Raw genomic sequence first — 22678 nt, 5'->3', positions numbered from 1 at the left:
GGGAACACCGATATTGCACCATGTGGAAGTCTCTCGTCGCTGCCGTCGCCCTGGTCGCCGCTATCGGCTCGGTCCATGCCGCGAGCGCGGTTAACAAGGACGCCGAGACCCGAACGCTGGTCGTCACCGAGGGCGGCAGCAAGACCGACCTTGCGTTGGCCGGTGGCGAAACGGTTGAGTTCTGCCCGAATGGCTGCTTCGTCACCTTGCCCAATGGCGACCTCGAAGCCCTGACCGGTTCGGAAACCGTCGAGATTTCGGGCGGTGTCGCCCGCATCAAGTAATCCTGGCGTCACGATTGCGGAGGCCGGGAATTTGCCCGGCCTTTTATCGTTTCCGGTAGCGGTTGTTTAACAATGACGCCGGAAATACCCCCATGGCAGCCGTCTGCAACCGTGCGTTTTAACGTTCGCTACGTCATCGCCCGCTATACCAGCCTCAAGACGCCGAAAAGCGGCGCGCAACTCTACGCGGGCAGGGTAGGACATGGATGCGCGGTCGGACAGGAACGCAATACCGCTTGCGGTCGATCTCGACGGCACGCTGATCGCGACCGACCTGTTGTGGGAAGGGCTGTTCATCCTTCTCAAGAAGAACCCGCTCTATATCTTCCTCGTGCCTTTCTGGGCCGCCGGCGGACCGGCGCGGCTGAAGCAGGCAATCGCGCAGCGCATCGACATCGATCCGGCATCGCTGCCCTATCGCGAGGTGCTGCTTTGCCGCCTCCGGACCGAGCATGCCGAAGGCCGCAAGATCGTGCTGGCGACCGGCACGCCGCGCAAGTTCGCCGATGCCATCGCGGTCCATCTCGGCATTTTCGACCAGGTGCTGGCCACCGATGGTCTCGCCAATCTCACCTCGGGCAGGAAGCGCGCTTCGCTGATCGCAGCCTATGGCGATGGCGGTTTCGACTATGCCGGCAACAGCCGTCACGATCTCCAGGTCTTCGATGCAGCGCGCAACGCGATCGTCGTCGCGCCCGACCGCCATGCCGCGCGCTGGCAGGCGGCACATGGCGCCGAGACGATGCCGGCGCCAAAGCCGACTTTGCGGACCATCGTCAAGATGCTGCGTGTCCATCAGTGGCTGAAGAATTCGCTGATCGCAGTGCCGATGGTGCTCTCGCATGAATATTTCAACACCGACATGATCTGGGAATGCCTGCTGGCATTCGTCTCGTTCAGTGCGGTGGCATCGGCCATCTATATCCTCAACGATTTCTTCGACCTCGCGCTCGACCGCAAACACCTCACCAAGCGCAACAGGCCGTTCGCCAGCGGTGCGCTGTCGATCCCGTTCGGCCTTGGCGCGATCGCGGTGCTTCTGGCGATCGGCATCGGCACCGGGCTGTTCCTGTCGCACGAATTCCTGGCCGTGCTCGGTGGCTACATGGTCGTCACCACGGCCTATTCGCTGTCGTTCAAACGCATGCTGCTGGTCGACGTACTGACGCTCGCCGGCCTCTACACGATCCGCGTCCTGGCCGGTGCGGCGGCGACCGGCGTCGACGTCTCGTTCTGGCTGCTCGCCTTCTCGATCTTCTTCTTCCTGTCGCTGGCGCTGGTGAAGCGCTTTGTCGAACTGCGCACCACAGCCATTCCGCCCGGCGAGCGCATTGCCGGCCGCGGCTATCGCACCGAAGACCAGGAGATCGTCGCCCAGGCCGGCATGGCCTCGGCCTTCTCCTCGGCGCTGGTGCTGGCGCTCTACATGGACAGTGTCGCGGTGCGCGAGCTCTATCCGCATCCGTGGCTGATCTGGCCGCTGGCGCCGATCGTGCTTTATCTCACCGTGCGCGTCTGGATCCTGGCACGCCGCAACGAGATGCATGACGATCCGGTCGTGTTCATCATCCGCGACTGGCGCAGCCAGATCGTGGTGCTGATCGGTGCGGTGATGCTGGTCATCGGGGGCTGGTAGGCATGGCCACGGAACGGTTCCCGAGCTTTGGCCTTGTCACACCGTCGGCGCCACGCGCCATCAGCGCCGATGAGGGGATCGCGCTGCTGAAGGGCGGTCAGGCGAAGCCAGCGTCGCTGCTTGCCTATGGCAATGGCCGCTCCTACGGCGATTCCTGCCAGAACGAGGCCGGAGCGGTCGTCGATATGCGATCGCTGAACCGCATCCACGCCTTCAACGCTGAAACCGGTGTTCTCGAGGCGGATGCCGGCGTGCTGTTGTCCGACATCATCGCCCACGCCGCCCCTTACGGCTTCTTTCCAGCGGTTGTGCCAGGCACGCAATTCGTCACGCTCGGCGGCGCCATCGCCAATGACGTGCATGGCAAGAACCATCACCGGCGCGGCACCTTCGGCTGCCATGTCGAGAGCTTCACGCTGCTCAGGTCCGACGGAAGGACCTATCGCTGCTCGGCAGCAGACAATGCGCGCCTGTTTGCGGCAACGATCGGCGGCATGGGGCTGACCGGTCTCATCCTGTCGGCCTCGATCCGGCTGATGCGGGTGCATTCCCTCGACATCGTCGAAAAGGCGACACCGTTTCGCGATCTCGACGAGTTCTTCGGTTTGGCCGAGGCGGCCGATCAGGCCAATGAATATGCGGTCGCCTGGATCGACCAGTTGGCCGGCGGCCGCAATAGCGGTCGCGGCCTGCTGTTTACCGGCAATCACGCCGAGCACGGCTCGCATGCCGCCTCGCGCGCCGGCGGCAATCTCTCGGTGCCGTTCCAGCCGCCGTTCAATGTGCTCAACCGACCGTTCCTGACCGCCTTCAATGCCGCCTACCGGTGGAAGAAGGGCCGGTCGCCCGCACCGCGCCAGGTCGGCTATCAGGGTTTTTTCTTTCCGCTCGACGGCGTGCGCGACTGGAACCGGCTTTACGGGCCGAAGGGGCTTTTTCAGCACCAGAGCGTGGTGCCGGAAAAGGCGGCGCGCGAGGCCGTGCCGGCGCTGCTGGCGGCTGCAAGGCAAGCCGGGCAGGGCTCGTTCCTCACCGTGCTGAAACGCTTCGGCTCCATCCGCTCGCCGGCGCTGCTGTCGTTCCCGCGTCCCGGCTACACGCTGACGCTTGATTTCCCCAACAGGGGGGCTGCGACGCTCGCCTTGTTGCGGGAACTCGATCGCATCACGGTCGAGGCGGGTGGCGCGGTCAACCCCTACAAGGACGCCCGCATGGGCGCCGACATCTTCGCTTCGTCCTTTCCCGACTGGCAGCGGCTGGAGGCACTGCGCGATCCCGCCTTCCTGTCGAGCTTCTGGGCACGGACGGCAAGGAAGCTGGACACGCGGCGAGGTGCGGTCGAGGCGGCGGAATAGATAAAAATCGAGTAATTCTTGGTTACCGAATCGTTAATCCACGATTCACTCAAAACATTCTTGTGGCTTCACGAAATGTTTGCGGGTTTGTAATAGGAAGCGTGAAGGGGTGGCTTGGAACACATGAAATACATCGTCTTCATTCTCTTTACGGTCATGACCAATGCCGCCGCGCAGCTGATGCTGAAGCAAGGCATGATGTCGCTCGGGCCGATCTCGTTCGAGGGCGTCAATCCGCTCGTCAAGCTGCTGCAGATCGTCTTCAGCCCGTGGGTGTTCCTGGGCCTCTGCACCTTCGTCATCTCGATGGCCTCGCATCTCTATGTGCTGTCGAAGGTCGAGCTCTCCTTTGCTTATCCGTTCCTCAGCCTCGCCTACGTTGCCGTCGCTATCTTTGCTTATTTCGTCTTCCGCGAGGACCTCAATGGCTGGCGCATCGCCGGTATCGCCTTCATCTGCGTCGGCACGGTGCTGATCGCGCAAAGTGGTCGAGATTTGGGTGGTCGAGAGCATGAGGACCAGACCGCTTCCATCACGCCCGACAAGATCCAAGCAAACGAGATCGTTCGATGAGACATGTGATTTTCGGCGGTGACGGTTTCGTCGGCCGCCATCTTGCCCCGAAGCTTGCGGCCGATGGTGAAGAGGTTGTCGTCGCCGACATCGTCAAGAGCGACCTGCCGCATTACCGCACCGTCCGCTTTGTCCAATGCGAGGTCACCGATCCGGCGTCGGTCGCTGCGGTCGGGCTCACGGCCGACGACATGGTCTACAATCTGTCGGCAAAGATGCTGTCGCCGATCCAGGTGCGCGCCAAGCGGCACGATTTCTTTTTCCCGGTGAATTTCCACGGCACCGAGCACATCATGCAGGCCATGGACAGAGCCGGTGCGACAAAACTCGTCCACTACACGACCGACATGATCTACGGCCACACGGTCACGCAGCCGATGACCGAGGAGCACCCGGTGGCGCCGCTGGGCGAATATGGCTGGTCGAAGCAGAAGACAGAGGAGTTGGCGGCCGAATGGCGCAAGCGCGGCATGTCGATCTCGCTGTTTCGCCCGCGCCTGATCATCGGCCCAGGCCGGCTCGGCATCCTGGAAAAGCTGTTCAAGCTGATCGACTGGAACCTTCCCGTGCCGATGATCGGTTCGGGCAGGAACCCCTATCAGTTCATCTCGGTGTTCGACTGCGCCGAGGCCGCGCGCGCGGCCTGGAAGGCCGGTGTGCCTAATGAGGCCTATAATCTGGGTTCGCTCAACCCGCCGCCGGTCAAGAAATTGCTCGGCGATTTGATCCGGCATGCCGGCTCGAAATCGATCCTGATCCCGACACCGGGCTGGGCGGTCAAGCGCACGCTCGACCTGCTCGACCTCTTGAACATGCCGATCATGGACCCGGAACAGTATCTGATCGCCGACGAGGACTGCGTGCTCGACGTGTCCAAGGCCGGGCGCCAGCTCGGCTGGGTGCCGCAATATCGCGACGAGGACATGCTGATCGCCGCCTATAGCGAGTACCGCGCAAAGAAAGCCGGCCACGCAGTCGCCACCAAACATGTGCCCGCCGAATAGCGGCTCGCAAAACAGCTTTCGTTGCGCCCGATCCTGGTCGTGCGTGCAGACAGGAGATTGAAATGACCGTCATGGCCAAGCCCGAACAGACGAACGTGCGCACCATGGTCAGCGCGCCGTCGCTATCGCCCGCCACCATCGCCAAGCCCCATCTGATCAGCGTCGAGCAGGCCAAGGCGATGGATGTCGCCCGCATGACCGACCTGTTCAAGGCGCATCTCAACCCCGGCCAGCTGCATTTCATGAAGCTGCTCGGCTTCCACAAGATCAAGATCGAGCGCGCCGAAGCCATGTTCTACATCGACCAGAACGGCCGCAAGATCCTCGACTTCTTCGGTGGTTTCGGATCGCTGGCCTTCGGCCACAATCATCCGCGCATCCTGGAAGCACGCAAGAAATTCCAGGAGGAGAAGCGCCAGGAAATCGCCATCGCCTTCATGTCGCAATATGCGGCGGCACTTGCGCACAACATCGCCAAATGCTCGCCCGGCGATCTCGACATGGTGTTTCTGGGTTCGTCCGGCTCGGAGGCGATGGAAGCGGCGGTTAAGCTCGCCGAGCGCGCCGCCGGTCCGAAGCGACCGAAGATCGTCTATGCCGAGAATTCCTTCCACGGCAAGACCAAGGGCGTGCTGGGCATCACCGACGGCCAGCTCTACCGCGCCGACTTCAAGGTGGCCGAAAACACGGTCCGCATCCCGTTTGCCGACATCGAGGCGGTCGAGCGCCTGTTCCGTTCCGACCCGGAGGTCGGCGTCATCGTGCTGGAAACCATCCAGGGCGGCGGCGGCATCATCCAGGCGCCTGCTGAATATTGGCAGAAGCTAAGGGCGCTGTGCGACCAGTATGGCGTGTTGTGGGTCGCCGACGAAGTGCAGTGCGGCTATGGCCGGTCAGGCCGCTTCTATGCTTTCGAGCATTACGGCGTCATTCCCGATGTGACCGCGCTGGCCAAGTCGCTTGGCGCCGGCAAGGCGGCGGTGGGAGCCATGATCGCGCGGCGCGAGGTTTACATGAAGGCCTATGGCACGCCGAAAACGGCGATGATCCATGCCATGGCGACTTTCGGCGGCATGGGCGAGGCCTGCGTCACCTCGATCGAGGGGCTCAACGTGCTCTATGACGAGGGGCTGATCGACAATGCCGCCGTCACCGGCGACTATTTGCTGCAGCGCCTGCAGGCACTCAGGGAAAAGTACCCGAAGATCATCAAGGATGTGCGCGGCAAGGGTTTTATGATCGGCCTGGAGTTCCACGACTTCTCGCAGACCTTGCCGATGGTGTTGCGGCCGATCGTCAGCGTGCTCGACGACAAGCTGAAGGGTTCGCTGTCGGGCTTCATCGGGGCGCTGCTGCTGCGCGACTACGATGTGCTGGTCGCCTTCACCGAATACAACCGCAACGTCATCCGGCTCGAGCCGCCGCTGATCTGCCAGCGTGAGCATGTCGACCGCTTCGTCGATGCCTTCGACAGCCTGCTGTCGCGCGGCATCGTGTCGATCGTGAAGGATTTCGTCAAAAGCCAGGTTCGTTGAGCAGAACGATGCTGACCAGGTCGCCTGCTCCACAAAACCCGCTCGACCGGCTCATCGGAGCCGGTCTGGTGTGGGGCGAGGGGATTTATGCGCGGCTGGCGGCATCGATCGGCGCGGCGGCCTTCGCGCTCTACATTCTTTTTACAGCGTTCACCGCCTGGGTGATACCAGACGCCAACTGGGACATGCTGCCCTATCTCGCTATATCGGAGGAAGGCACCTATCCCGATGCCCAGGCGCTGCATGACTTTGCCTACAACACCGTCAAATCAGGCGTTTCAGCTGGCGACTACAAGGCGCTGACCGACGATGGCGGTGGCTTTCGCAGCCACATGGCGGAGAATGCCGCCGACTTCCATTCGCTGCTCGGCATGTACCGGATCAAGTTCCTCTACGCCGAGATCCTGTCGACGATGAGCGCGGTGATGTCGCCGGTCGAGGCGATGCGCCTGGTCTCAGTGTTCTCGGTTCTGCTGTTCGGCGCGATCGCCCTGATGTGGCTGCGCTCCGAGGGGGCACTGGCCTTGGCGCCTGTGGTCGGCGCGGTGCTGATCATGGCCGATTTCGGCGATGCGGCGCGCGCCTCGACGCCGGATCTGCTCACTTCAGCGCTGTTGCTCGGCGGGCTTTACGCCTATGTCCGCGGCCGCGAGATGGCGACCGCGATCCTGCTCTTCCTCGCCTTCATGGTCCGGCCGGACAATATTGTTTTCCTTGCTGTTTTTGCTGTGATTCTCGTCGCCTTCCGGCAGAAGTCATGGGGTGCTCTGGCCGGCTTTGCCTCGTCTTTCGTCGCTTATTTCGCCATCTCGCACTGGGCGCATCATCCCGGCTGGTGGCCGCATCTGTGGTTCTCCAGCATCGAGCAGCACTACAATATGGACGGGTTCGAACCGCCATTCTCGGTCACCGCCTATCTCAAGGCGTTTGCCACCTCGCTGCTGCGCGCCGTCAGCCTGAACAATTGGGTCGGGGTGTCGGTGCTGGCATTGGCAGGCTGGTTTGCCGCCGGCCGTGCCGGCTTCCATCTAGATCGCCGCGCCGGCATCCTGTTTGCAGCGCTGGTGCTCGGCGCGCTGGCGAAGTTCACCGTCTTCCCGATCCACGACACGCGCATCTATTTCCCGCATCTGATCCCGCCATTCCTGCTGCTGGCGACGCCGTTCATGGCGTTGTGGGCGGCCGCGGCTCGCGGCAAGCGTCCCGCCGCCTTGCACGCCATTTCCGGAGACAAGTCATGAGTTCGCTATCCAGCCTGGCGCGCGTTGCCCTGTCGCTTGGTCTTCCAAGTGGCGTTCTCGATCGCGGGCCATCCCTGCGTGGCACGAAATTCCTGGCCAGGGCGGCGCTGAAGGCGCGGTTTGGTGGGACAGGACGGCCGTTCCAGATGGTCAATGTCGGCGCCTGCGACGGCGCGCTGTTCGATGACGTCACGCCGTGGCTGCACCGCATAGCTGGCGCACGCGCGATGCTGGTCGAGCCGATCCCCTACAATCAGAAACGGCTGCGCGCCAACTACCCCGACACCAGCCGGTTCATCATCGAGCCGGTGGCGGTGACAAAGGCCAAGGGTACGATCACCGTCCACACCTTCGATGCCGCCGCGCTCGAGGCCGGCACGCTGCCCATCGAGTTCATCGGCTGCTCGTCGGTCACCGACACCAATCTGATGTCGGGCAAGAATGCCTGGGGCGAGGCCGACGCCAATTTCAACAAGTTCGCGCCGCATCTCAGGGACATCGAGGTGCCATCCGAGACCTTGCAGACGCTGCTCGATCGCAACGGCATCAGCCATATCGACGCTTTCCTCGTCGATTGCGAGGGCGCCGACTGGATCGTCTTCGAACAGCTCGACCTCAAGCGCTACCGTCCCGGCATGATCAAGGTCGAGGTTGGCGCGCTGCTGGCCGCCGAGATCGGCCAGGTCGTGGTCAAGCTGAAGACATCAGGCTATCAGGTCGGTTTCCAGGCCGAGGACATCTGGGCCTTCGCCTGAGTTAGCCCACCGAAAAGCGAACCGCCCCAGGCGCCGGTGTGAAGCATTCTGCCGTCTGGTCGCTCGGCTTTTTGCCAATGTCGCAAACAGGCTTCAATCGTGCTGCCGCTCCGCTCTATAGTCCGCCCGCTTTATCACTTTGGAGTCGCGGGCAATGGCAGAGTTTCCGAAAAAGGCGAAGGTCGTCATCGTCGGCCTGGGCGGTATTGTCGGCGCATCGATCGCCCATCATCTGATCGAACGCGGCTGGGACGACATTGTCGGCATCGACAAATCAGGCATCCCGACCGATATCGGCTCGACCGCGCACGCCTCCGACTTCTGCTACACCACCAGCCACGATTTCCTGTCGTGCTGGACGACGCTCTACTCCATCGATTTCTACGAGAAGATGGGTCATTACGCGCGTATCGGCGGCCTTGAGGTCGCGCGTGTCGGCGACGACAGCCGCATGGAAGAGATCAAGCGCAAGATCGCCTCCGCCAAGGCGTTTGGCACGTGCGCCCGTCTGATCGAACCGGCCGAGATCAAGGAAAAATTTCCGCTGATCGAAGAAGCGATGGTGCAGGGCGGCCTGTGGGATCCCGATGCCGGTCTGGTCATCCCGCGCTCGCAGACGGTCGCCGGCAAGCTGGTCGACCAGGCGGAAGCCTCGGGCAAGCTCAAATCCTTCGCCAACACGCCGGCTCGGTCGCTTGTCGTCAAGGACGGCCGCATTTCAGGCGTGGTGACCGATCGCGGCACCATCGAGGCCGACTATGTCATCGTCTGCGCCGGCATATGGGGCCGGCTGATCGCGGAAATGGTCGGCGAGGATCTGCCTGTCATGCCGATCGACCATCCGCTGACCTTTTTCGGCCCCTACAACGAGTTTGCCGGCACCGGCAAGGAGATCGGCTGGCCGCTGCTGCGCGACCAGGGCAACTCGGCCTATATGCGTGACACCGGCGATCCAAAGACCGCCGAGGGCGGGCAGATCGAGTGGGGTTACTACGAAGAGACCAATCCGCGCCTTTGCCATCCGCGCGACCTGCTGGAGAAGGACCAGGCGCGGCTTTCGCCCTCACAGCGCGACCTCGACATGGAGCAGATCCTGGCACCGCTCGAACGCGCCATGGAACTGACGCCGATCCTCGGCGAGCTCGGCTACAATGAGAGCCATTCCTTCAACGGGCTTCTCCAGGTGACGGCTGATGGCGGCCCGTCCATGGGCGAAAGCCAGAAGGTGCGAGGCCTTTGGTATGCCGTCGCCATCTGGGTCAAGGATGGTCCCGGCATGGGCAAGCTGATCGCCGACTGGATGACCGACGGCCGCACGGAAATCGACCATCACGCGATCGACTATGCGCGCTTCTATCCGCACCAGACCAAGGAGCAGTTCATCTGGGACCGCTGCACCGAGACGGCGATGAAGGTCTACAATCCGGCGGTGCATCCGCGCGAACCGTTCTCCAAAGCCCGCAACATCAGGCGCTCGCCGTTCTGGGAGCGCGAGAAGGAACTCGGCGGCTATTTCATGGAGCTCGGCGGCTGGGAGCGCGCCCACGGCTATGCCGCCAACGAGCATCTTTTGGAAAAATACGGCAACCGCGTACCGGTGCGTGAGAACGAATGGGACAACCGCCATTTCTGGCGCGTCTCCAATGCCGAACATCTCGCCATGAGCGAGGATTGCGGCATCGTCAACCTGTCGCATTTCGCCATGTACGACATCGAGGGTCCCGACCATGTCGCGCTGCTGGAATGGCTGTGCGCGGCCAAGATCGGCGGCGACAACAACATCGGCAAGGGCATCTACACCCACTTTCTCGACGAGGAAGGCATGGTGCGCGCCGACTTCACCGTCATCCGCATGGCCGATCGCTGCCGTTTGATCGATGGCGCCGACGCCGGTCCGCGCGACTTCCAGTACATGCGCCGCACGGCACAGGACAAAGGTTTCGACGTCACCATCACCGACGTGACCGAGAAATATGTCACCATCGGCATCTGGGGGCCGAATGCCCGGGCGACCTTGCAGAAGGTGGTCGAAAATCCGGACGGGCTCTCTGTTGAGAACTTCCCATTCGCGGCGATCAAGCCGGTCCGGATCGGCGGCAAGGATGTCACCGCTTTCCGCATCTCCTATGTCGGCGAGCAGGGCTGGGAACTGCACATGCGCTACGAGGACGGCCTGGCCGTCTGGGACGCCTTGCGCTCGACCGGCGTGATGCCCTTCGGCGTTGAGACCTATGCCAACACCCGCCGCATGGAAAAGAGCCTGCGCCTGCAGAACGCCGACCTTTTGACCGAGTACAATCTGCTCGAAGCCGATCTTGCGCGTCCGAAGGTCAAGGAGAACGACTTTTGCGGCAAGGCCAAGCATGTCGAATACCGCGCCCGCGAGCACCAACCGGCCATGCTGTGCACGCTGGTGATGACCAACAATGTCGATTCCAAAGGCGTTGCCCGCTATCCCGTTGGCACCATGCCGGTAATGGACCCGAAGACCGGCGAAACGCTGGTCGACGACCTCGGCCGCCGGTCCTTCACCACCTCGATGGCCTATGGCCCGACCATCGGCAAGAACATCGGTCTTGCCTATCTACCATGGGCCTACGCCCAGGAAGGCCGCAAGCTTACCATTGAGTATTTTGGCGAGACATATCCGGTCGAAGTGGCCGCTGTCGGCTACAAGCCGCTTTATGATCCGGAGAATTTGAAGCCGCGCAGTTGAAGCAGCAGAATTCGAGAACGCAAAGCCCGGCCTTGGTCGGGCTTTTCCCTTTTTAAACGGACTGCTTTCGCTTACCCTTGCGGAATGTCTGCTTTTGCCTGCGCAAGACATTTCCTTTCAGGCGGCGCCGCTCTGGCGCTGACGCTCTGGCTGACGTCGGCGTCCCTTGCGGATGAGCCGGTCGATGTCGAGCTGGTGCTGGCGGTCGACGTTTCGCTGTCGATGTCGCCGGAAGAGCTCGAGATCCAGCGTCACGGCTACGCAGCGGCGCTGACGCACGACAATGTGCTGCAGGCCATTGCCGACGGCGCCCATGGCAAGATCGCCGTTACCTATGTCGAATGGGCCGGTACCACCTGGCAGCGCGTCATCGTGCCGTGGACGGTGATCGCCAGCCGCACCGACGCCGAGCGCGTGGTTGCGCAGTTGTCGGCGCAGCCGCCCAACAGCGCGCGACGCACCTCGATCTCCGGAGCGCTGGAGTTCGGCAACGACCTGTTCGCCGAAAGCGGCTACCGAGGCACGAAGCGGGTCATCGACATTTCGGGCGACGGCCCCAACAATCAGGGCGCGCCGGTCAACCTGACCCGCGACGAGCTGATCAAGCAAGGCATCGTCATCAACGGCCTGCCGCTGATGACGCGAGGCGGCTTCATCGGCGCCTACGACGTCAGCAATCTCGATCGCTACTACAGCGACTGCGTCATTGGTGGTCCCGGAGCCTTCATGATCCCGGTCAATGACTGGACGCAGTTTCCCGAAGCCATTCGCCGCAAGCTGGTGTTGGAACTCGCCGGTCCGGCCTCGCCGCAATGGGCAGCGGAAGAAGCCGCGCATCCGCCGGTGATATTGGCACAGGAGAGATCCACCACCGACTGTCTGGTCGGCGAGAAAATGTGGCGAAACCGCAGCTGGATGTTCGACAGCCGCTAAAGCTCTTCCCCATTGAGCGTGATCTTTGCCGAACCGGCTCCCGCTCTTGCCCCGCTGCCTACCTGTTCGGGCTTACGCTCCAGGCTTGCCTCCGCGACCGAAGCAGTGGCAAACTGGGCAGGCCGCGTGACCCAGCCAGGAGCGCTGCCGAACCGAGGAAAAACCGATGAGACGTCTTGCCATCCTGACCGCAGTCGCGTCCGTGCTGTATGCCGACGTCGCCAGCGCCCAATACAACCAGGCTGCCTGTATCATGTTCGAGAACGGGAATTTTCGCGGGCGGTCCATCGGCATGGGTGCCGAGGATTCCGTAAATTTTCGTGGCGGCCAGTTCTGGAATGACCGTGTGTCGTCGGTGATCGTTCGCCGCGGCTGCACGCTCGTGGCCTATGAGGATTCTAGGATGGGCGGCCGCTCGATCGAGATCACGCGCAGGATCCGCAATTTGGGCGGCAGTGACTGGAACGACCGTATCTCCTCGGCGGAATGCACCTGCGACGATTACTGAGGTTGGTTCCAGGCAGCGGGGCGCCGCTGCCTGACGATATCATGACACTAGCCTGTTTGTCCGTGGGCGTATCGGATCAGGCCGCCAGCAGCTGCTTGCGGTCTACGCGCTCCTGCTGCGGCGAGCGGGCGTAGAGTTCTCGGTAGCATTTGGAGAAATGCGATGCCGAGACGAAGCCGCAGGCGACCGCCACCTCGACTACCGGCATCGACGACTGGATCAAGAGATGCCTGGCGCGGTCGAGCCGGATTTCCAGATAGTAGCGGGCAGGGGAGCGGCCCATCTCGGTGCGGAACAGCCGCTCGATCTGGCGGCGCGACAGATCGACATGGTCGGCGATCTCGATCAGTGACAGCGGCTCCGACAGATTGCCCTCCATCAGTTCGATGATGGTCAGCACCTTCGAGTTCTGGACGCCGAGGCGGGCGCGTAGTGGCAGGCGCTGGCGGTCGGTGGGGCTGCGTACGCGGTCGGTCAGCACTTGCTCGCAGACGCGGTTGACGAGGTTCTCGTCAAAGTCGTCGCCGATCAGCTTCAGCATCATGTCGAGCGCGGCAGTGCCGCCGGCGCAGGTGTAGATATTCTGGTCGATCTCGAAGAGGTCGGCAAAGACATTGGCCTTCGGAAACGCCTCGGAAAAGCCCGGCAGGTTCTCCCAGTGGATGGCGCAGCGCTTGTTGGACAACAGGCCGGCGGCGGCGAGGATATGCGCGCCGGTGCACAGGCCGCCGACGGCGACGCCGCGATTGTATTCCTCGCGCAGCCAGGCGAAGGCGGACTTGTTCTGATAACGCTCGACATTGATGCCGCTGCAGACGATGGCCATGTTCGGCCGGTCGGGGCCGGCCATCTTCTTGCGCTCATCCTCGAGCGAGGTGTTGACCGCGCATTCGACCCCGTTCGAGGCGCGCACCGGCTTGCCGTCGATGCTGGCGAGGCGCCAGCGATAGGCCTCGTAGCCGAGCATGCGATTGGCCGAGCGCAGCGGGTCGAGCGCGGTCGCAAAAGCGATCATGGTGAAATCGGGAATAAGGAAGAATACAAACGATCGCTTGATCGGATGCTTTACCGCGTTCAAGGGAACCTCACACAGCCATGGCGCGAACAGGATGTCGCGAATGGCATAGCGACATCAGGAAAAACCATGTCTGTCAATCGGCTACGCCGCTACGACAAGATTAAATTTGCGACATGGGTCGCAAATGGGCAATCGGCGTGCAGCGAGCCCTGGAAGTGGCACGAACTGTTCAAGGGACGGGCAACGTACGGCCTGCGCACAGAACAAAACGCCGCTCTGGCTGGAGCCAGGCGGCGTTGCAATTTTAAAGCAGCGGCAGGGATGCGCTGCCTCTAGAAATCTTCAGGCGATGAAGCCGAGGCGCGCCGCATTCATGGCGCCGGTCTGGCCGGGCATGGTGTTGGCAAGACGCTGACGCTCGAGAGCGGTGGTCAGGTTCATTTCGCGGCGGGCAAAGAGGCGTGCAAAAAGCTTCATAATCATCTCCATTTGTTGCTTAGACGGGTCGCCTTCGCTTGATGGAGTGGGGCAGCTCGTTTGCTGGCGCTGATATAGGCTTGTGTAAGTAGAAACTAAATCGCAAAAGCGAAGCGCTTGATATGAAATGCGACATCGATTGCGACAGATTTGAGCAAGGTGCCCAAAATTTACGATTATTTACAAGGCATTAATTGGAAACAGGAGCTGCTATGCGGCTTTCTCATATGCGCCATGCGCCGGCGACATGGCTCCAAAAACTCATTTGAATACAAATGAAACAGAGAAGGCCTGCCGGGCGGGCTACGCGGCAGGCCTTCAGCACATGGTACACACGATCTACTTTGCTCCAGCCCAGGATCCGATGCCATTGCGAGTACCGGTCTTGGTGTCGGAAGCTTCAGGCCAGCCGATGTCCTTCTGCAGTTCGATCGGCAGGGAGCGGATAGCGCGCTCGGTCTGATAGCGCGCGCGTGCCGCGCTGAATTCGGTCGCGATGCGACCAAGGGACGACAGGATAGACATCTCTTTCTCCTTTGGGTTGGCTAGTGCCAGACAGCGAGTTGGCTACTGCGGGTTTGTTTCAACTTCATTTCGTGTCGAATGCAGGTCTGTGTCGAGGTCGTTTCATGGCTGCTTGTGGCAGCTACTGCTTCGATGGAGTTGACTATCCACCCATTCTGATGTTCAATCAAACGAAATGGAATGATGTTTTGCATCAGAAAAATTGAAGGTCGGTTGCCATGAACGCCCCGCTCAATCATCCGCTGCCACTGCTCGATCTCGATGTTTTGCGCACGTTCGTGGCGATTGCCGAGACCGGCAGCTTCACCACCGCCGCCAATGCCGTGTTCCGCACGCCGTCGGCCGTTTCCATGCAGATCAAGAAGCTCGAGGACATTCTCGGCCGCTCCGTGTTCGCGCGCGACGCTCGCTCGGTGTCGCTGACGACGGACGGCGAGATGCTGCTCGGCTATGCCCGCCGGCTGCTGTCCATCAATCGCGAGGTGGTGTCGAAGTTCATCATTCCCGACATTGTCGGTGTGGTGCGGCTTGGCTCGCCGGACGATTACGGTGAGCGCGTGCTGCCGCATGTGCTGAAGCGTTTCGCGCAGTCGCATCCGTCGATCGCCGTCGACGTCACCATAGACCAGAGCAGCAATCTGCGCCGGCGCATGGACGACCGGGCGCTCGACATCACGCTGTTGACCAATTCCTACAAGACCAGCGCGCTCGGCGCCGAGGTGCTGCTGACCGAGCCGATCGTCTGGGCCGGTGCCAAGGGCGGCTGTGCGCATCTGCGCGAGCCCTTGCCGGTATCGCTGTGGGAAGAGGGCTGCGCCTGGCGTGCCGGGGCGCTCGACGCGCTTGGCCGCGAGGGCCGCAACTACCGCATCGCCTATATGAGCGCGCACACGGCCGGCCAGCGCGCCGCGATCATGTCCGATCTCGCCGTGGCGCCATTGCCGAAGTCGTTCCTCGGCAACGACATGGTCGAACTCTGCCCGAAGGACGGCATGCCCGACATCGGGACCTACAATCTGGCGATGGTGGTGGCGCCGGATGCCAGTGCCCCGGTCAAGGCCGTTGCCGACCACATCCGCGCGACTTTCGAAGTCTTCCGGGAAACCGGCAAGTTCTGACCGGCTGGCAAGGACGATAGTATAGAGCTACTCCGCCGCTTCGGCGGGGCGCTGTTCATGCCTTACTCTCGTATCGTGCACGATCCGGCTCTCCCCGAGAAAGGCGACGATGCGCTCGCGGGCGCGCCGCGCTTCCGGCATGTCGATCAGCGGCCAGACGTGGAACATGCCTTCCTCATAGACAAGATCGATTTCAACGCCGGCTGCGCGGGCTTTTTCGGCGAAGATCAGATTGTCGGGAGTCAAAAGATCGCGCGAGCCGGTCAAAAGCAGCGTCCTTGGCAGCACGGACAAATCTCCATAGACCGGGCTGATGTGCCAATCGCTGGGATCGATGCCGGCACTGTACAGGCGAATTGCCTCTCGTCCGCCAGCTATGCCCAGCCAAGGGTCGTTGCGTTCCGCCTCGAACACTGCGGGATTGGTGAGCGACACGTCGAGACCCGGCGAAATGAGCACATGCCGCGACGGCAGGGGCAGTCCTTCTTCGGCGGCCATCATGGTCAGCACCACAGCCATATTGCCGCCGGCGGAATCGCCCATGAAGACGATGTCTTCGGCTTCCGTCTCGGCGAGCATCTGCCGGTAGACATCGCCAACCATTCCGAACATGGCATGGAAATCGTGTTCGGGAGCGATTGGATAGATCGGCACCGTGATCCCGTAGCCCAGCCGATCCGCCATCTCGGCGATTAGGTGCCAATGATAGGGTGTGATTTCAAAGACATATGCACCACCGTGCAAGTAGAGAATCCGCTTCTGCTCGCCGGTCCTGGGTGCGATTTCGTAGACGGGGAAGCCATCGACCGTATGCATCTCGATGTCGAGACGCTGGTGCAGCGAGGCGGGCGGCCGGTGGTTCTCGGTCTTGCGCGCGGCCGCGATCCAGCGCTGCAGATTTTCCGGACTGGCAAATGCCTGCTTGCGGCTGTGCCGCAGGACAAAAGACACGACATGGCTTTTCAAACTTGGCATGCGGATACGCGAACTTCGGCCAAAGCCGACTAAGAGAACCCCCTAAATCGAAAGATCGTGCCGTGGCTGAAAATGTCAAGATTCACGCCCGCGTCTACACGCTGGTGTGATCCGCGCCGCGATGCTCAGCGGCGCGGCAAAAGTGCGGCACGCAGCCGGTTGCTGGTGGTCGCCGGGGACATGCGAGATCCCCGGCGCATGCCGAGCAATTTGCATTTGTCGGCGAAGGTCATCAGCGCGCGGCGCTCCAGATGGTGTTGATGAGTGCTGCCTTTTCGCTGGATCGCGGCGACACCGGCCAGCCGATGTCCTTCTGAATCTCAGGCGGCAGGCTGTTCAACAAGCGCCGCGCCTTGCTGCGGTCGTGAGCATTCTTGATGGCCGTGCCATAGCGGCCGAGGCTTTCGAGCATTGACATCGTTGTCTCCTCTGGAGCGTTGCGACGGCTGAAAGATATCTCCAGCCTGCCATTCGATGCCGGTTGAATGCGCCTGCCATGTATCTGGCGAATTTCACGAAAACAGCGTTTTGGTTTCCGGATCAAGTGATCCGGAAACATTTGCATGCAAATGAGTTTGGAAAGGAGGCGGCCTGGGGGCGCGGCCGCTTATTATTCCCGTCCACGCCTGGCGGCGTGGCCTTCGCGAGAACGCCGGCGCGGAGCAGCATCGCCGGCAACGCCGTCCTCGCTGACCGTCTTGCGCGGCGGCAGCTTCACCGCCGCCGACAGTTTCGGGAACGGATCGACCTTGTTGGGCAGCGCCATGGCGTAGACGAAATGCTCCTGGAATTTCGGTTCCAGCGCCGTCTCGATCTTCTCGATCTTGCTGACCGTGTCCTCGATCTCACGGCGATAGCCGCGATTGAGCAGCGCCATGCGGGCGCCGGCACCTGCGGCGTTGCCGACGGCCGAGACCTTGTCGAGGTCGCAATCCGGGATCAGCCCGAGCACCATGGCGTATTTCGGATCGATGAAGGAGCCGAAGGCGCCGGCGAAATGGATGCGGTCGACATGCTCGGTGTTCTGCTTTTCCATCAACAGCTTGGTCCCGGCATAAAGCGCTGCCTTGGCAAGCTGAATGGCGCGCACATCGGTCTGGGTGATGGTGATCTTCGGCCCATCTTCCGTCAATGCGGCGGAGCCTTCCTTCAGCACATAGGAGAAGGTGCGGCCGTTGGCGGTGACGCGCGGCGAACGGGCCGAAAGCCCGCCGTCGATGACGCCGTCCTCGGAAATGATGCCGGCGAGATACATCTCGGCCACCACTTCGATGATGCCGGAACCGCAGATGCCGGTGACGCCGGTTGCCTGGACGCTCTCCAGGAAGCCCGGTTCGTCGGACCACAGTTCCGAGCCGATGACGCGGTATTTCGGCTCCAGCGTGTCTGGGTCGATGCGCACGCGCTCGATCGCGCCCGGTGCGGCGCGCTGGCCGCCGGAGATTTCAGCACCCTCGAAGGCAGGGCCGGTGGGCGAGGAGGCCGCAACCACCCGCTGGCGATTGCCCAGTACGATCTCGGCATTGGTGCCAACATCGACGATCAGCATCATCTCGTCCTGGCGATGCGGGCCTTCCGACAGCGTCACCGCCGCCGCGTCCGCTCCGACATGGCCGGCGATGCAAGGCAGCATGTAGAGTCTGGCGCCCTGGTTGAGCTTCAGGCCGATGTCGGATGCCTTGATATGCACGGCGCCCGAAACGGCCAGCGCAAAGGGCGCGCCGCCAAGCTCGGTCGGATCGATGCCGAGGAACAGATGGTGCATGATCGGATTGCCGACGAAGACGCTGTCCAGGATGTCGTTGCGCTGGACATTGCCTTCGGCACAGACCTTGTCGACGAGACCCGAGATCGCCTCGCGCACGGCGACCGTCATGCCTTCGCGCCCGTCAGGATTCATCATCACATAGGAGACGCGGCTCATCAGGTCCTCGCCGAAGCGGATCTGCGGGTTCGAGGTGCCCGACGAGGCGGCGACGCGGCCCGATAGCAGCGATACCAGATGCATGGCGATGGTGGTCGAGCCGATGTCGCAAGCCAGCCCATAGGCTTCGTTCTTGAGGCCGGGCCACAGCGCCACGACGCGCGCTGTCTCTGAGTCGGCATCCTTGTAGATGGCGGCGGTCGCGGTCCAGTTGCCCTTGCGCAGGATACCTTGCACCTGCGGCAGCAGATGAAAATCGAAATCGAGGCTTTTCAGGCCCCAGTCGTGCATCAGCGCGATCTTCAGGCGGTCGAGGTCGCCAAGCGGCTTGTGCATGTCGGGCTCTTCGATCTCGACATAGCACATGCGGATCGCCGAATCGCGGGCGATGACCCTGGTGTCGGCATCCTTGCGGATGGTCTGCGCGTTGATCACGGTGTCCTGCGGCACGTCGATGACGAGGTCGCCGAGGATTTGCGCCGAGCAGGAGAGGCGGCGCCGTTCGGGCAGGCCGCGGACGCGCTCATAGCGCTCTTCCTTGGCGCCCTTGGGCGTGATGTGGTCGTTGGAAGAGGTGATCTTGTGCTTGGCGAAATTGCCTTCCTGCACTTCGATCTGGCAGCGCCCGCAGGTGGCGCGTCCGCCGCACACACTTTCGACATAGACACCAAGCTGGCGCGCGGCATCAAGCACCGGTGTGCCGACAGGAAACCGCCCGCGCTTGCCGGACGGCATGAAAAGCACGAGCGGATCGGTGATGTTTGCAGGTGAGTTCACGATTGCGCGCTTATCCTCGGCCCATCCGGGCTTCACGGCCGCCACGGCGGCGGCCGCCATTGCCGGCGCCGTCGCCCGGCGCATTGACCTGCGTCGGGGCGGCGACCGCCTGGCCGCCTTCGGCCGGCTTGTAGTCCTTGTAGGTCCTGATCCAGTTGGTGCAGTTCTCGTCGGTGCCGTTCAGCACATTGGCGCCGCGCACGGCTTCCATTTCCTGCGGGCGCACCGGGTTCATGATGGCTGATGTCATGCCGGCGCCGATCACCATCGGGATGAAGGCGGCGTTGATGCCGTGGCGATGCGGCAGGCCGAAGGAGATGTTGGACAGGCCGCAGGTGGTGTTGACCTTGAGCTCTTCGCGCAGGCGTCGCAGCAGCGCGAAGACCTGGCGGCCGGCATCGCCCAGCGCGCCGATCGGCATGACCAGCGGGTCGACGACGACGTCATGCGCGGGGATGCCGAAATCGGCGCAGCGCTGCACGATCTTCTTGGCGACGGCAAAGCGCACGTCCGGGTCCATCGAAATGCCGGTCTCGTCGTTGGAGATGGCGACGACAGGCACATTGTACTTCTTGACCAGCGGCAGGATGGCTTCGAGCTTTTCTTCCTCGCCGGTGACGGAGTTGACCAGCGGGCGGCCCTTGGCGACCTTCAACGCGGCTTCGATCGCGGCGGTGACGGAGCTGTCGATCGACAGCGGCAGGTCGACAAGCCCTTGCACGATCTCCAGCGTCTGCACCAAGAGGCCGGGTTCGGTCTCGTTCGGATTGACCGAGGTGACGCCCGCGTTGACGTCGAGCATGGTGGCGCCGCAGGCTGCCTGCTCCAATGCGTCCCTGATGACGGTCTCGAAATTGCCCGCGATCATCTCGGCGGCCAGCTTCTTGCGGCCGGTCGGATTGATGCGTTCACCGATCACGCAGAACGGCTGGTCGAAGCCGATGATGATTTCTCGTGTCGCCGAAGCGACGATGGTACGGGTCATGAATTCTCTCCGCCGTGATATAAAGATTTCTTTATATCGTTGTCTGTTTTCGTTCAAGCGAATGGGTGGCCGTCCGCGCTTCGCCTCGAGTTAAAGTATGTCGTTGTCCCAAAACCGGTTCCCACTTTTGGGCGACATACATCAGTGCGCGGTCTTCACCATGTCCACCTGCGTTTCGGTAATGTCGTCGTGCAAGATGCTGTCGAGCCGGTCGGCGACCATCTGGTCGTCGCGACGGATCTCACGTTTCCACGGCTGGCGGCCCCTCAGAACGCCCGATTCATCGACGATCTCGGCGACATATTCCTCCTGCCGGTAGGCCATTACGTGAACGCCGGAAACGCCTGATATTTCCTTCACCTCGTTGATGATGTCGATGCAGAGCTGCTTGCCTTCCTTCTTCTGGTCCTGGGCGCCTTCCAGCCGCTTGATGACTGAATCGGGAATATGGATGCCCGGCACGTTCGAGCGGATCCATTTGGCCGTCTTGGCCGAGGCGAGCGGGCCGACGCCAACCAGGATGAAGCATTTTTCGGTGTAGCCGAGGTCGCGCACCTTTTGCATGTAGGTGCGGAACATCGGCACGTCGAAGCAATATTGGCTCTGTACGAATTGCGCGCCGGCGGCGATCTTCTTGCCCAGGCGATGCGGCCGGAAATCGATCGGCGGCGCGAACGGGTTGATCGCAGCACCCAGGAAAAGCTGCGGCGGCGTCGTCAGCTTGCGGCCGGACAGGAACTTGCCATTGTCGCGCATGATACGGCAGGTTTCCAACAGCGACATGCAGTCGAGGTCGAACACCGGCTTGGCGCCGGGCTGGTCGCCGGCCTGCACGCCGTCGCCGGTCAGGCACAGCATGTTGGCCACGCCCATGGCGGCACCACCCAGCACGTCGCCCTGGATGGCGATCCGATTCTTGTCGCGGCAGGCGATCTGCATGATCGGCGCATAGCCCATGCGGGTCAGCAACGCGCAGATGCCGACTGACGACATGTGGCAATTGGCGCCCGATGCGTCGACGGCGTTGATGGCGTCGACCCAGCCATCGAAAATCTTCGCCCTGTTATAGACGTCTTCGGGATCGGCGCTGTCGGGTGGGTTGAGTTCGGTCGTCACCGCGAATTCGCCGCGCCTAAGCACGCGCTCCAGCCGGCCGCGCGAGGTGTGGCCGGGCAAGGGCTCAAGCGGCAGGTGGATGCCAGCCGGGTTCTCGTCGCGCTGGCGGCCGATCATGCCGACGCCCCGGTGTTGGCCGTCTCAGTCTTGGCGGCAGCGGCCGCTTCGCGCGCGGTGGCCGCCTGCGCGGTCACCCGCAGCCAGGCTGAGGTTTCGCGCAGCGACTGGTCGACCGGCTTCTGCACGGTCAGGATCCTGTCGCCGTGCACCATGTTTTGCGAGCCTTCCCAGGCCTTGACCCAGACGCAGGGCATATCGGGCTCGACCTCGCAATTGCCGTTGGCGCGGACGCCGCCGCAAGGGCCGTTGCGCAATTGCTTGGGGCAGTTCATCGGGCACGACATGCCGGTCGAGGACAAGATGCACTGGCCGCACATGCGGCAGTCGAACATGAAGCCCTTGACGCGCTTCTCGACGAATTTGATCGGTCCTTCGACACGGCCGTAGCCGATGCCTTTCCACAGGGGATGAAGGAGCAGGAACATGTCGGCGAACTTGCCGTAGAACCATTCGAGCAGGCGCGAGTGCCTGATCGACCACAGCCGGACCGCGAAGGAGCGCTGCACGCGCCGCTGCGGCGATACGTCGGCCGGCTTGTAGTCGGATTTCGGCGCTGCCTTCTTGACCAAAGTGGCCTGGGTAACAGCCGGCCCCTCCTTGGCAGGAATGGTTTCAGACATTTTCTTTGCCGCCCGCCTTGACCAGGGCGACCAGCCGCTCGCGGTCGTATTTCGTGTCGATATCGTTGAATGCCTTCTCGACCTCGGCTTCGAGGTCATCGCCGACCGGGACGGGATCGGCCTTGCGCCATTCGGCCAGATAATCGTCGGTGCCGCCGGCGCCAGTGCGCATCGCGCACATGTCGATCGCCTCGGTGAAGCGCAGCGGCAGTTCGCGCTTGGCGTTCTGCCGGCCCTTCTTGACGATGATTTGGGCTGGGATGTCGCGCCAGTAGACGACGATCAGATCGGCCATGAATTCTCACTCCTCGATCTGCGAGCATTGCCGGAAGCGCAGTGGGGCCGCTTGTTATGGGACGACGCGCGCGCATTCAAAAGCGACGCATTTGGATGTCGTAAAATGAAAGGTGGGTTTATTCGTTTGCGGCGTGTGCTGGCGGCAGGTTCGACGCGCCGGAAGAGCCAGCGTGCGGCATGCGGATA

At 62.3% G+C, this 22678-nt stretch carries 22 protein-coding genes; 12 read left to right on the top strand and 10 right to left on the bottom strand.

From position 1 onward, the window contains the following. The first annotated feature begins 20 nt into the window (after positions 1-20). The 11 genes from NKK51_RS09800 (at position 21) to NKK51_RS09750 (ending at position 12540) form a co-directional block, all read left to right on the top strand. Positions 21-284, top strand: a complete 264-nt coding sequence (locus NKK51_RS09800) for a hypothetical protein (RefSeq protein WP_023812335.1) — start codon at positions 21-23, stop codon at positions 282-284. 202 nt (positions 285-486) lie between these two features. Further along, a complete protein-coding gene (locus NKK51_RS09795) occupies positions 487-1920 on the top strand; it encodes a UbiA family prenyltransferase (RefSeq protein ID WP_352552504.1) in 1434 nt (477 codons plus the stop codon). A 2-nt stretch (positions 1921-1922) separates the two neighbouring features. Continuing rightward, complete coding sequence (locus tag NKK51_RS09790) at positions 1923-3275, top strand: FAD-binding oxidoreductase (RefSeq protein WP_352552502.1); 1353 nt, start codon at positions 1923-1925, stop codon at positions 3273-3275. Between the two features lie 123 nt (positions 3276-3398). Continuing rightward, positions 3399-3848 (top strand): EamA family transporter, encoded by a 450-nt coding sequence (locus tag NKK51_RS09785; RefSeq protein WP_352552501.1) that lies wholly within the window; start codon positions 3399-3401, stop codon positions 3846-3848. After that, entirely contained in the window at positions 3845-4852 is a 1008-nt protein-coding gene (locus tag NKK51_RS09780) for an NAD-dependent epimerase/dehydratase family protein (protein ID WP_352552500.1), read from the top strand. Before NKK51_RS09785 ends, NKK51_RS09780 begins: the two co-directional genes overlap by 4 nt. 104 nt (positions 4853-4956) lie before the next feature. Further along, on the top strand, positions 4957-6387 hold the full coding sequence (locus tag NKK51_RS09775) for an aspartate aminotransferase family protein (RefSeq protein ID WP_352552546.1): 1431 nt from the start codon (positions 4957-4959) through the stop codon (positions 6385-6387). Between the two features lie 8 nt (positions 6388-6395). After that, positions 6396-7628 (top strand): hypothetical protein, encoded by a 1233-nt coding sequence (locus NKK51_RS09770; RefSeq protein WP_352552498.1) that lies wholly within the window; start codon positions 6396-6398, stop codon positions 7626-7628. Continuing rightward, positions 7625-8383: an FkbM family methyltransferase gene (locus NKK51_RS09765; RefSeq protein ID WP_352552496.1), complete on the top strand. Its 759-nt coding sequence runs from the start codon at positions 7625-7627 to the stop codon at positions 8381-8383. Before NKK51_RS09770 ends, NKK51_RS09765 begins: the two co-directional genes overlap by 4 nt. 154 nt (positions 8384-8537) lie before the next feature. After that, positions 8538-11099 carry a GcvT family protein gene (locus tag NKK51_RS09760; protein ID WP_352552494.1) on the top strand — a complete coding sequence of 854 codons (2562 nt, stop codon included), beginning with the start codon at positions 8538-8540 and terminating at the stop codon, positions 11097-11099. 84 nt (positions 11100-11183) lie between these two features. Further along, positions 11184-12032 (top strand): DUF1194 domain-containing protein, encoded by an 849-nt coding sequence (locus NKK51_RS09755; RefSeq protein WP_352552493.1) that lies wholly within the window; start codon positions 11184-11186, stop codon positions 12030-12032. 166 nt (positions 12033-12198) lie between these two features. Further along, positions 12199-12540, top strand: a complete 342-nt coding sequence (locus tag NKK51_RS09750; RefSeq protein ID WP_023812325.1) for a peptidase inhibitor family I36 protein — start codon at positions 12199-12201, stop codon at positions 12538-12540. A gap of 76 nt (positions 12541-12616) precedes the next feature. Here NKK51_RS09750 and NKK51_RS09745 read toward each other — a convergent pair whose 3' ends face one another. The 3 genes from NKK51_RS09745 to NKK51_RS09735 form a co-directional block, all read right to left on the bottom strand. After that, a complete protein-coding gene (locus tag NKK51_RS09745) occupies positions 12617-13555 on the bottom strand; it encodes a GlxA family transcriptional regulator (protein ID WP_348625597.1) in 939 nt (312 codons plus the stop codon). 345 nt (positions 13556-13900) lie between these two features. Continuing rightward, positions 13901-14035 carry a hypothetical protein gene (locus NKK51_RS09740; protein WP_023812324.1) on the bottom strand — a complete coding sequence of 45 codons (135 nt, stop codon included), beginning with the start codon at positions 14033-14035 and terminating at the stop codon, positions 13901-13903. A 339-nt stretch (positions 14036-14374) separates the two neighbouring features. Beyond that, the gene (locus NKK51_RS09735; RefSeq protein ID WP_013531162.1) at positions 14375-14560 is read right to left on the bottom strand and encodes a hypothetical protein; all 186 of its coding nucleotides are present in this window, start codon (positions 14558-14560) and stop codon (positions 14375-14377) included. Between the two features lie 218 nt (positions 14561-14778). On the opposite strand from NKK51_RS09735, the gene NKK51_RS09730 reads away from it, so the two are divergent. Next, positions 14779-15678 carry a LysR substrate-binding domain-containing protein gene (locus NKK51_RS09730; RefSeq protein ID WP_127291815.1) on the top strand — a complete coding sequence of 300 codons (900 nt, stop codon included), beginning with the start codon at positions 14779-14781 and terminating at the stop codon, positions 15676-15678. Between the two features lie 27 nt (positions 15679-15705). On the opposite strand, the gene NKK51_RS09725 is transcribed toward NKK51_RS09730, so the two are convergent. The 7 genes from NKK51_RS09725 to NKK51_RS09695 form a co-directional block, all read right to left on the bottom strand. Beyond that, positions 15706-16653, bottom strand: a complete 948-nt coding sequence (locus tag NKK51_RS09725; RefSeq protein WP_128304386.1) for an alpha/beta hydrolase — start codon at positions 16651-16653, stop codon at positions 15706-15708. Positions 16654-16885: 232 nt separating this feature from the next. Then, on the bottom strand, positions 16886-17065 hold the full coding sequence (locus NKK51_RS09720; RefSeq protein ID WP_348629751.1) for a hypothetical protein: 180 nt from the start codon (positions 17063-17065) through the stop codon (positions 16886-16888). Positions 17066-17263: 198 nt separating this feature from the next. Beyond that, positions 17264-19414 (bottom strand): ASKHA domain-containing protein, encoded by a 2151-nt coding sequence (locus NKK51_RS09715; RefSeq protein ID WP_352552491.1) that lies wholly within the window; start codon positions 19412-19414, stop codon positions 17264-17266. Further along, on the bottom strand, positions 19365-20339 hold the full coding sequence (locus NKK51_RS09710; protein WP_023812319.1) for a methyltetrahydrofolate cobalamin methyltransferase: 975 nt from the start codon (positions 20337-20339) through the stop codon (positions 19365-19367). Before NKK51_RS09710 ends, NKK51_RS09715 begins: the two co-directional genes overlap by 50 nt. 141 nt (positions 20340-20480) lie before the next feature. Next, positions 20481-21572, bottom strand: coding sequence for a methylenetetrahydrofolate reductase (locus tag NKK51_RS09705; RefSeq protein ID WP_128304383.1), 1092 nt, complete (start codon positions 21570-21572; stop codon positions 20481-20483). After that, entirely contained in the window at positions 21569-22195 is a 627-nt protein-coding gene (locus NKK51_RS09700; protein WP_352552489.1) for a methylenetetrahydrofolate reductase C-terminal domain-containing protein, read from the bottom strand. Before NKK51_RS09700 ends, NKK51_RS09705 begins: the two co-directional genes overlap by 4 nt. After that, positions 22188-22490 (bottom strand): virulence factor, encoded by a 303-nt coding sequence (locus NKK51_RS09695; protein WP_023812316.1) that lies wholly within the window; start codon positions 22488-22490, stop codon positions 22188-22190. Before NKK51_RS09695 ends, NKK51_RS09700 begins: the two co-directional genes overlap by 8 nt. Positions 22491-22678 lie beyond the last annotated feature (188 nt).

Source organism: Mesorhizobium sp. M0011 (genome assembly GCF_040324155.1).
In the GTDB taxonomy this organism is placed as follows: domain Bacteria; phylum Pseudomonadota; class Alphaproteobacteria; order Rhizobiales; family Rhizobiaceae; genus Mesorhizobium.
This window is presented reverse-complemented; position numbering and strand designations above follow the sequence as displayed.

Excerpts from the sequence above, each read along its gene's own strand:
- NKK51_RS09735 (WP_013531162.1), bottom strand. The coding sequence starts at position 14,560 with ATGTCTATCCTGTCGTCCCTTGGTCGCATCGCGACCGAATTCAGCGCG.
- NKK51_RS09730 (WP_127291815.1), top strand. The coding sequence starts at position 14,779 with ATGAACGCCCCGCTCAATCATCCGCTGCCACTGCTCGATCTCGATGTT.
- NKK51_RS09780 (WP_352552500.1), top strand. The coding sequence starts at position 3,845 with ATGAGACATGTGATTTTCGGCGGTGACGGTTTCGTCGGCCGCCATCTT.
- NKK51_RS09745 (WP_348625597.1), bottom strand. The coding sequence starts at position 13,555 with ATGATCGCTTTTGCGACCGCGCTCGACCCGCTGCGCTCGGCCAATCGC.
- NKK51_RS09740 (WP_023812324.1), bottom strand. The coding sequence starts at position 14,035 with ATGAAGCTTTTTGCACGCCTCTTTGCCCGCCGCGAAATGAACCTGACC.
- NKK51_RS09765 (WP_352552496.1), top strand. The coding sequence starts at position 7,625 with ATGAGTTCGCTATCCAGCCTGGCGCGCGTTGCCCTGTCGCTTGGTCTT.
- NKK51_RS09795 (WP_352552504.1), top strand. The coding sequence starts at position 487 with ATGGATGCGCGGTCGGACAGGAACGCAATACCGCTTGCGGTCGATCTC.
- NKK51_RS09715 (WP_352552491.1), bottom strand. The coding sequence starts at position 19,414 with ATGGCGGCCGCCGCCGTGGCGGCCGTGAAGCCCGGATGGGCCGAGGAT.
- NKK51_RS09705 (WP_128304383.1), bottom strand. The coding sequence starts at position 21,572 with ATGATCGGCCGCCAGCGCGACGAGAACCCGGCTGGCATCCACCTGCCG.
- NKK51_RS09695 (WP_023812316.1), bottom strand. The coding sequence starts at position 22,490 with ATGGCCGATCTGATCGTCGTCTACTGGCGCGACATCCCAGCCCAAATC.
- NKK51_RS09785 (WP_352552501.1), top strand. The coding sequence starts at position 3,399 with ATGAAATACATCGTCTTCATTCTCTTTACGGTCATGACCAATGCCGCC.
- NKK51_RS09750 (WP_023812325.1), top strand. The coding sequence starts at position 12,199 with ATGAGACGTCTTGCCATCCTGACCGCAGTCGCGTCCGTGCTGTATGCC.
- NKK51_RS09790 (WP_352552502.1), top strand. The coding sequence starts at position 1,923 with ATGGCCACGGAACGGTTCCCGAGCTTTGGCCTTGTCACACCGTCGGCG.
- NKK51_RS09700 (WP_352552489.1), bottom strand. The coding sequence starts at position 22,195 with ATGTCTGAAACCATTCCTGCCAAGGAGGGGCCGGCTGTTACCCAGGCC.
- NKK51_RS09710 (WP_023812319.1), bottom strand. The coding sequence starts at position 20,339 with ATGACCCGTACCATCGTCGCTTCGGCGACACGAGAAATCATCATCGGC.
- NKK51_RS09770 (WP_352552498.1), top strand. The coding sequence starts at position 6,396 with ATGCTGACCAGGTCGCCTGCTCCACAAAACCCGCTCGACCGGCTCATC.
- NKK51_RS09760 (WP_352552494.1), top strand. The coding sequence starts at position 8,538 with ATGGCAGAGTTTCCGAAAAAGGCGAAGGTCGTCATCGTCGGCCTGGGC.
- NKK51_RS09725 (WP_128304386.1), bottom strand. The coding sequence starts at position 16,653 with ATGCCAAGTTTGAAAAGCCATGTCGTGTCTTTTGTCCTGCGGCACAGC.
- NKK51_RS09800 (WP_023812335.1), top strand. The coding sequence starts at position 21 with ATGTGGAAGTCTCTCGTCGCTGCCGTCGCCCTGGTCGCCGCTATCGGC.
- NKK51_RS09720 (WP_348629751.1), bottom strand. The coding sequence starts at position 17,065 with ATGCTCGAAAGCCTCGGCCGCTATGGCACGGCCATCAAGAATGCTCAC.
- NKK51_RS09755 (WP_352552493.1), top strand. The coding sequence starts at position 11,184 with ATGTCTGCTTTTGCCTGCGCAAGACATTTCCTTTCAGGCGGCGCCGCT.
- NKK51_RS09775 (WP_352552546.1), top strand. The coding sequence starts at position 4,957 with ATGGTCAGCGCGCCGTCGCTATCGCCCGCCACCATCGCCAAGCCCCAT.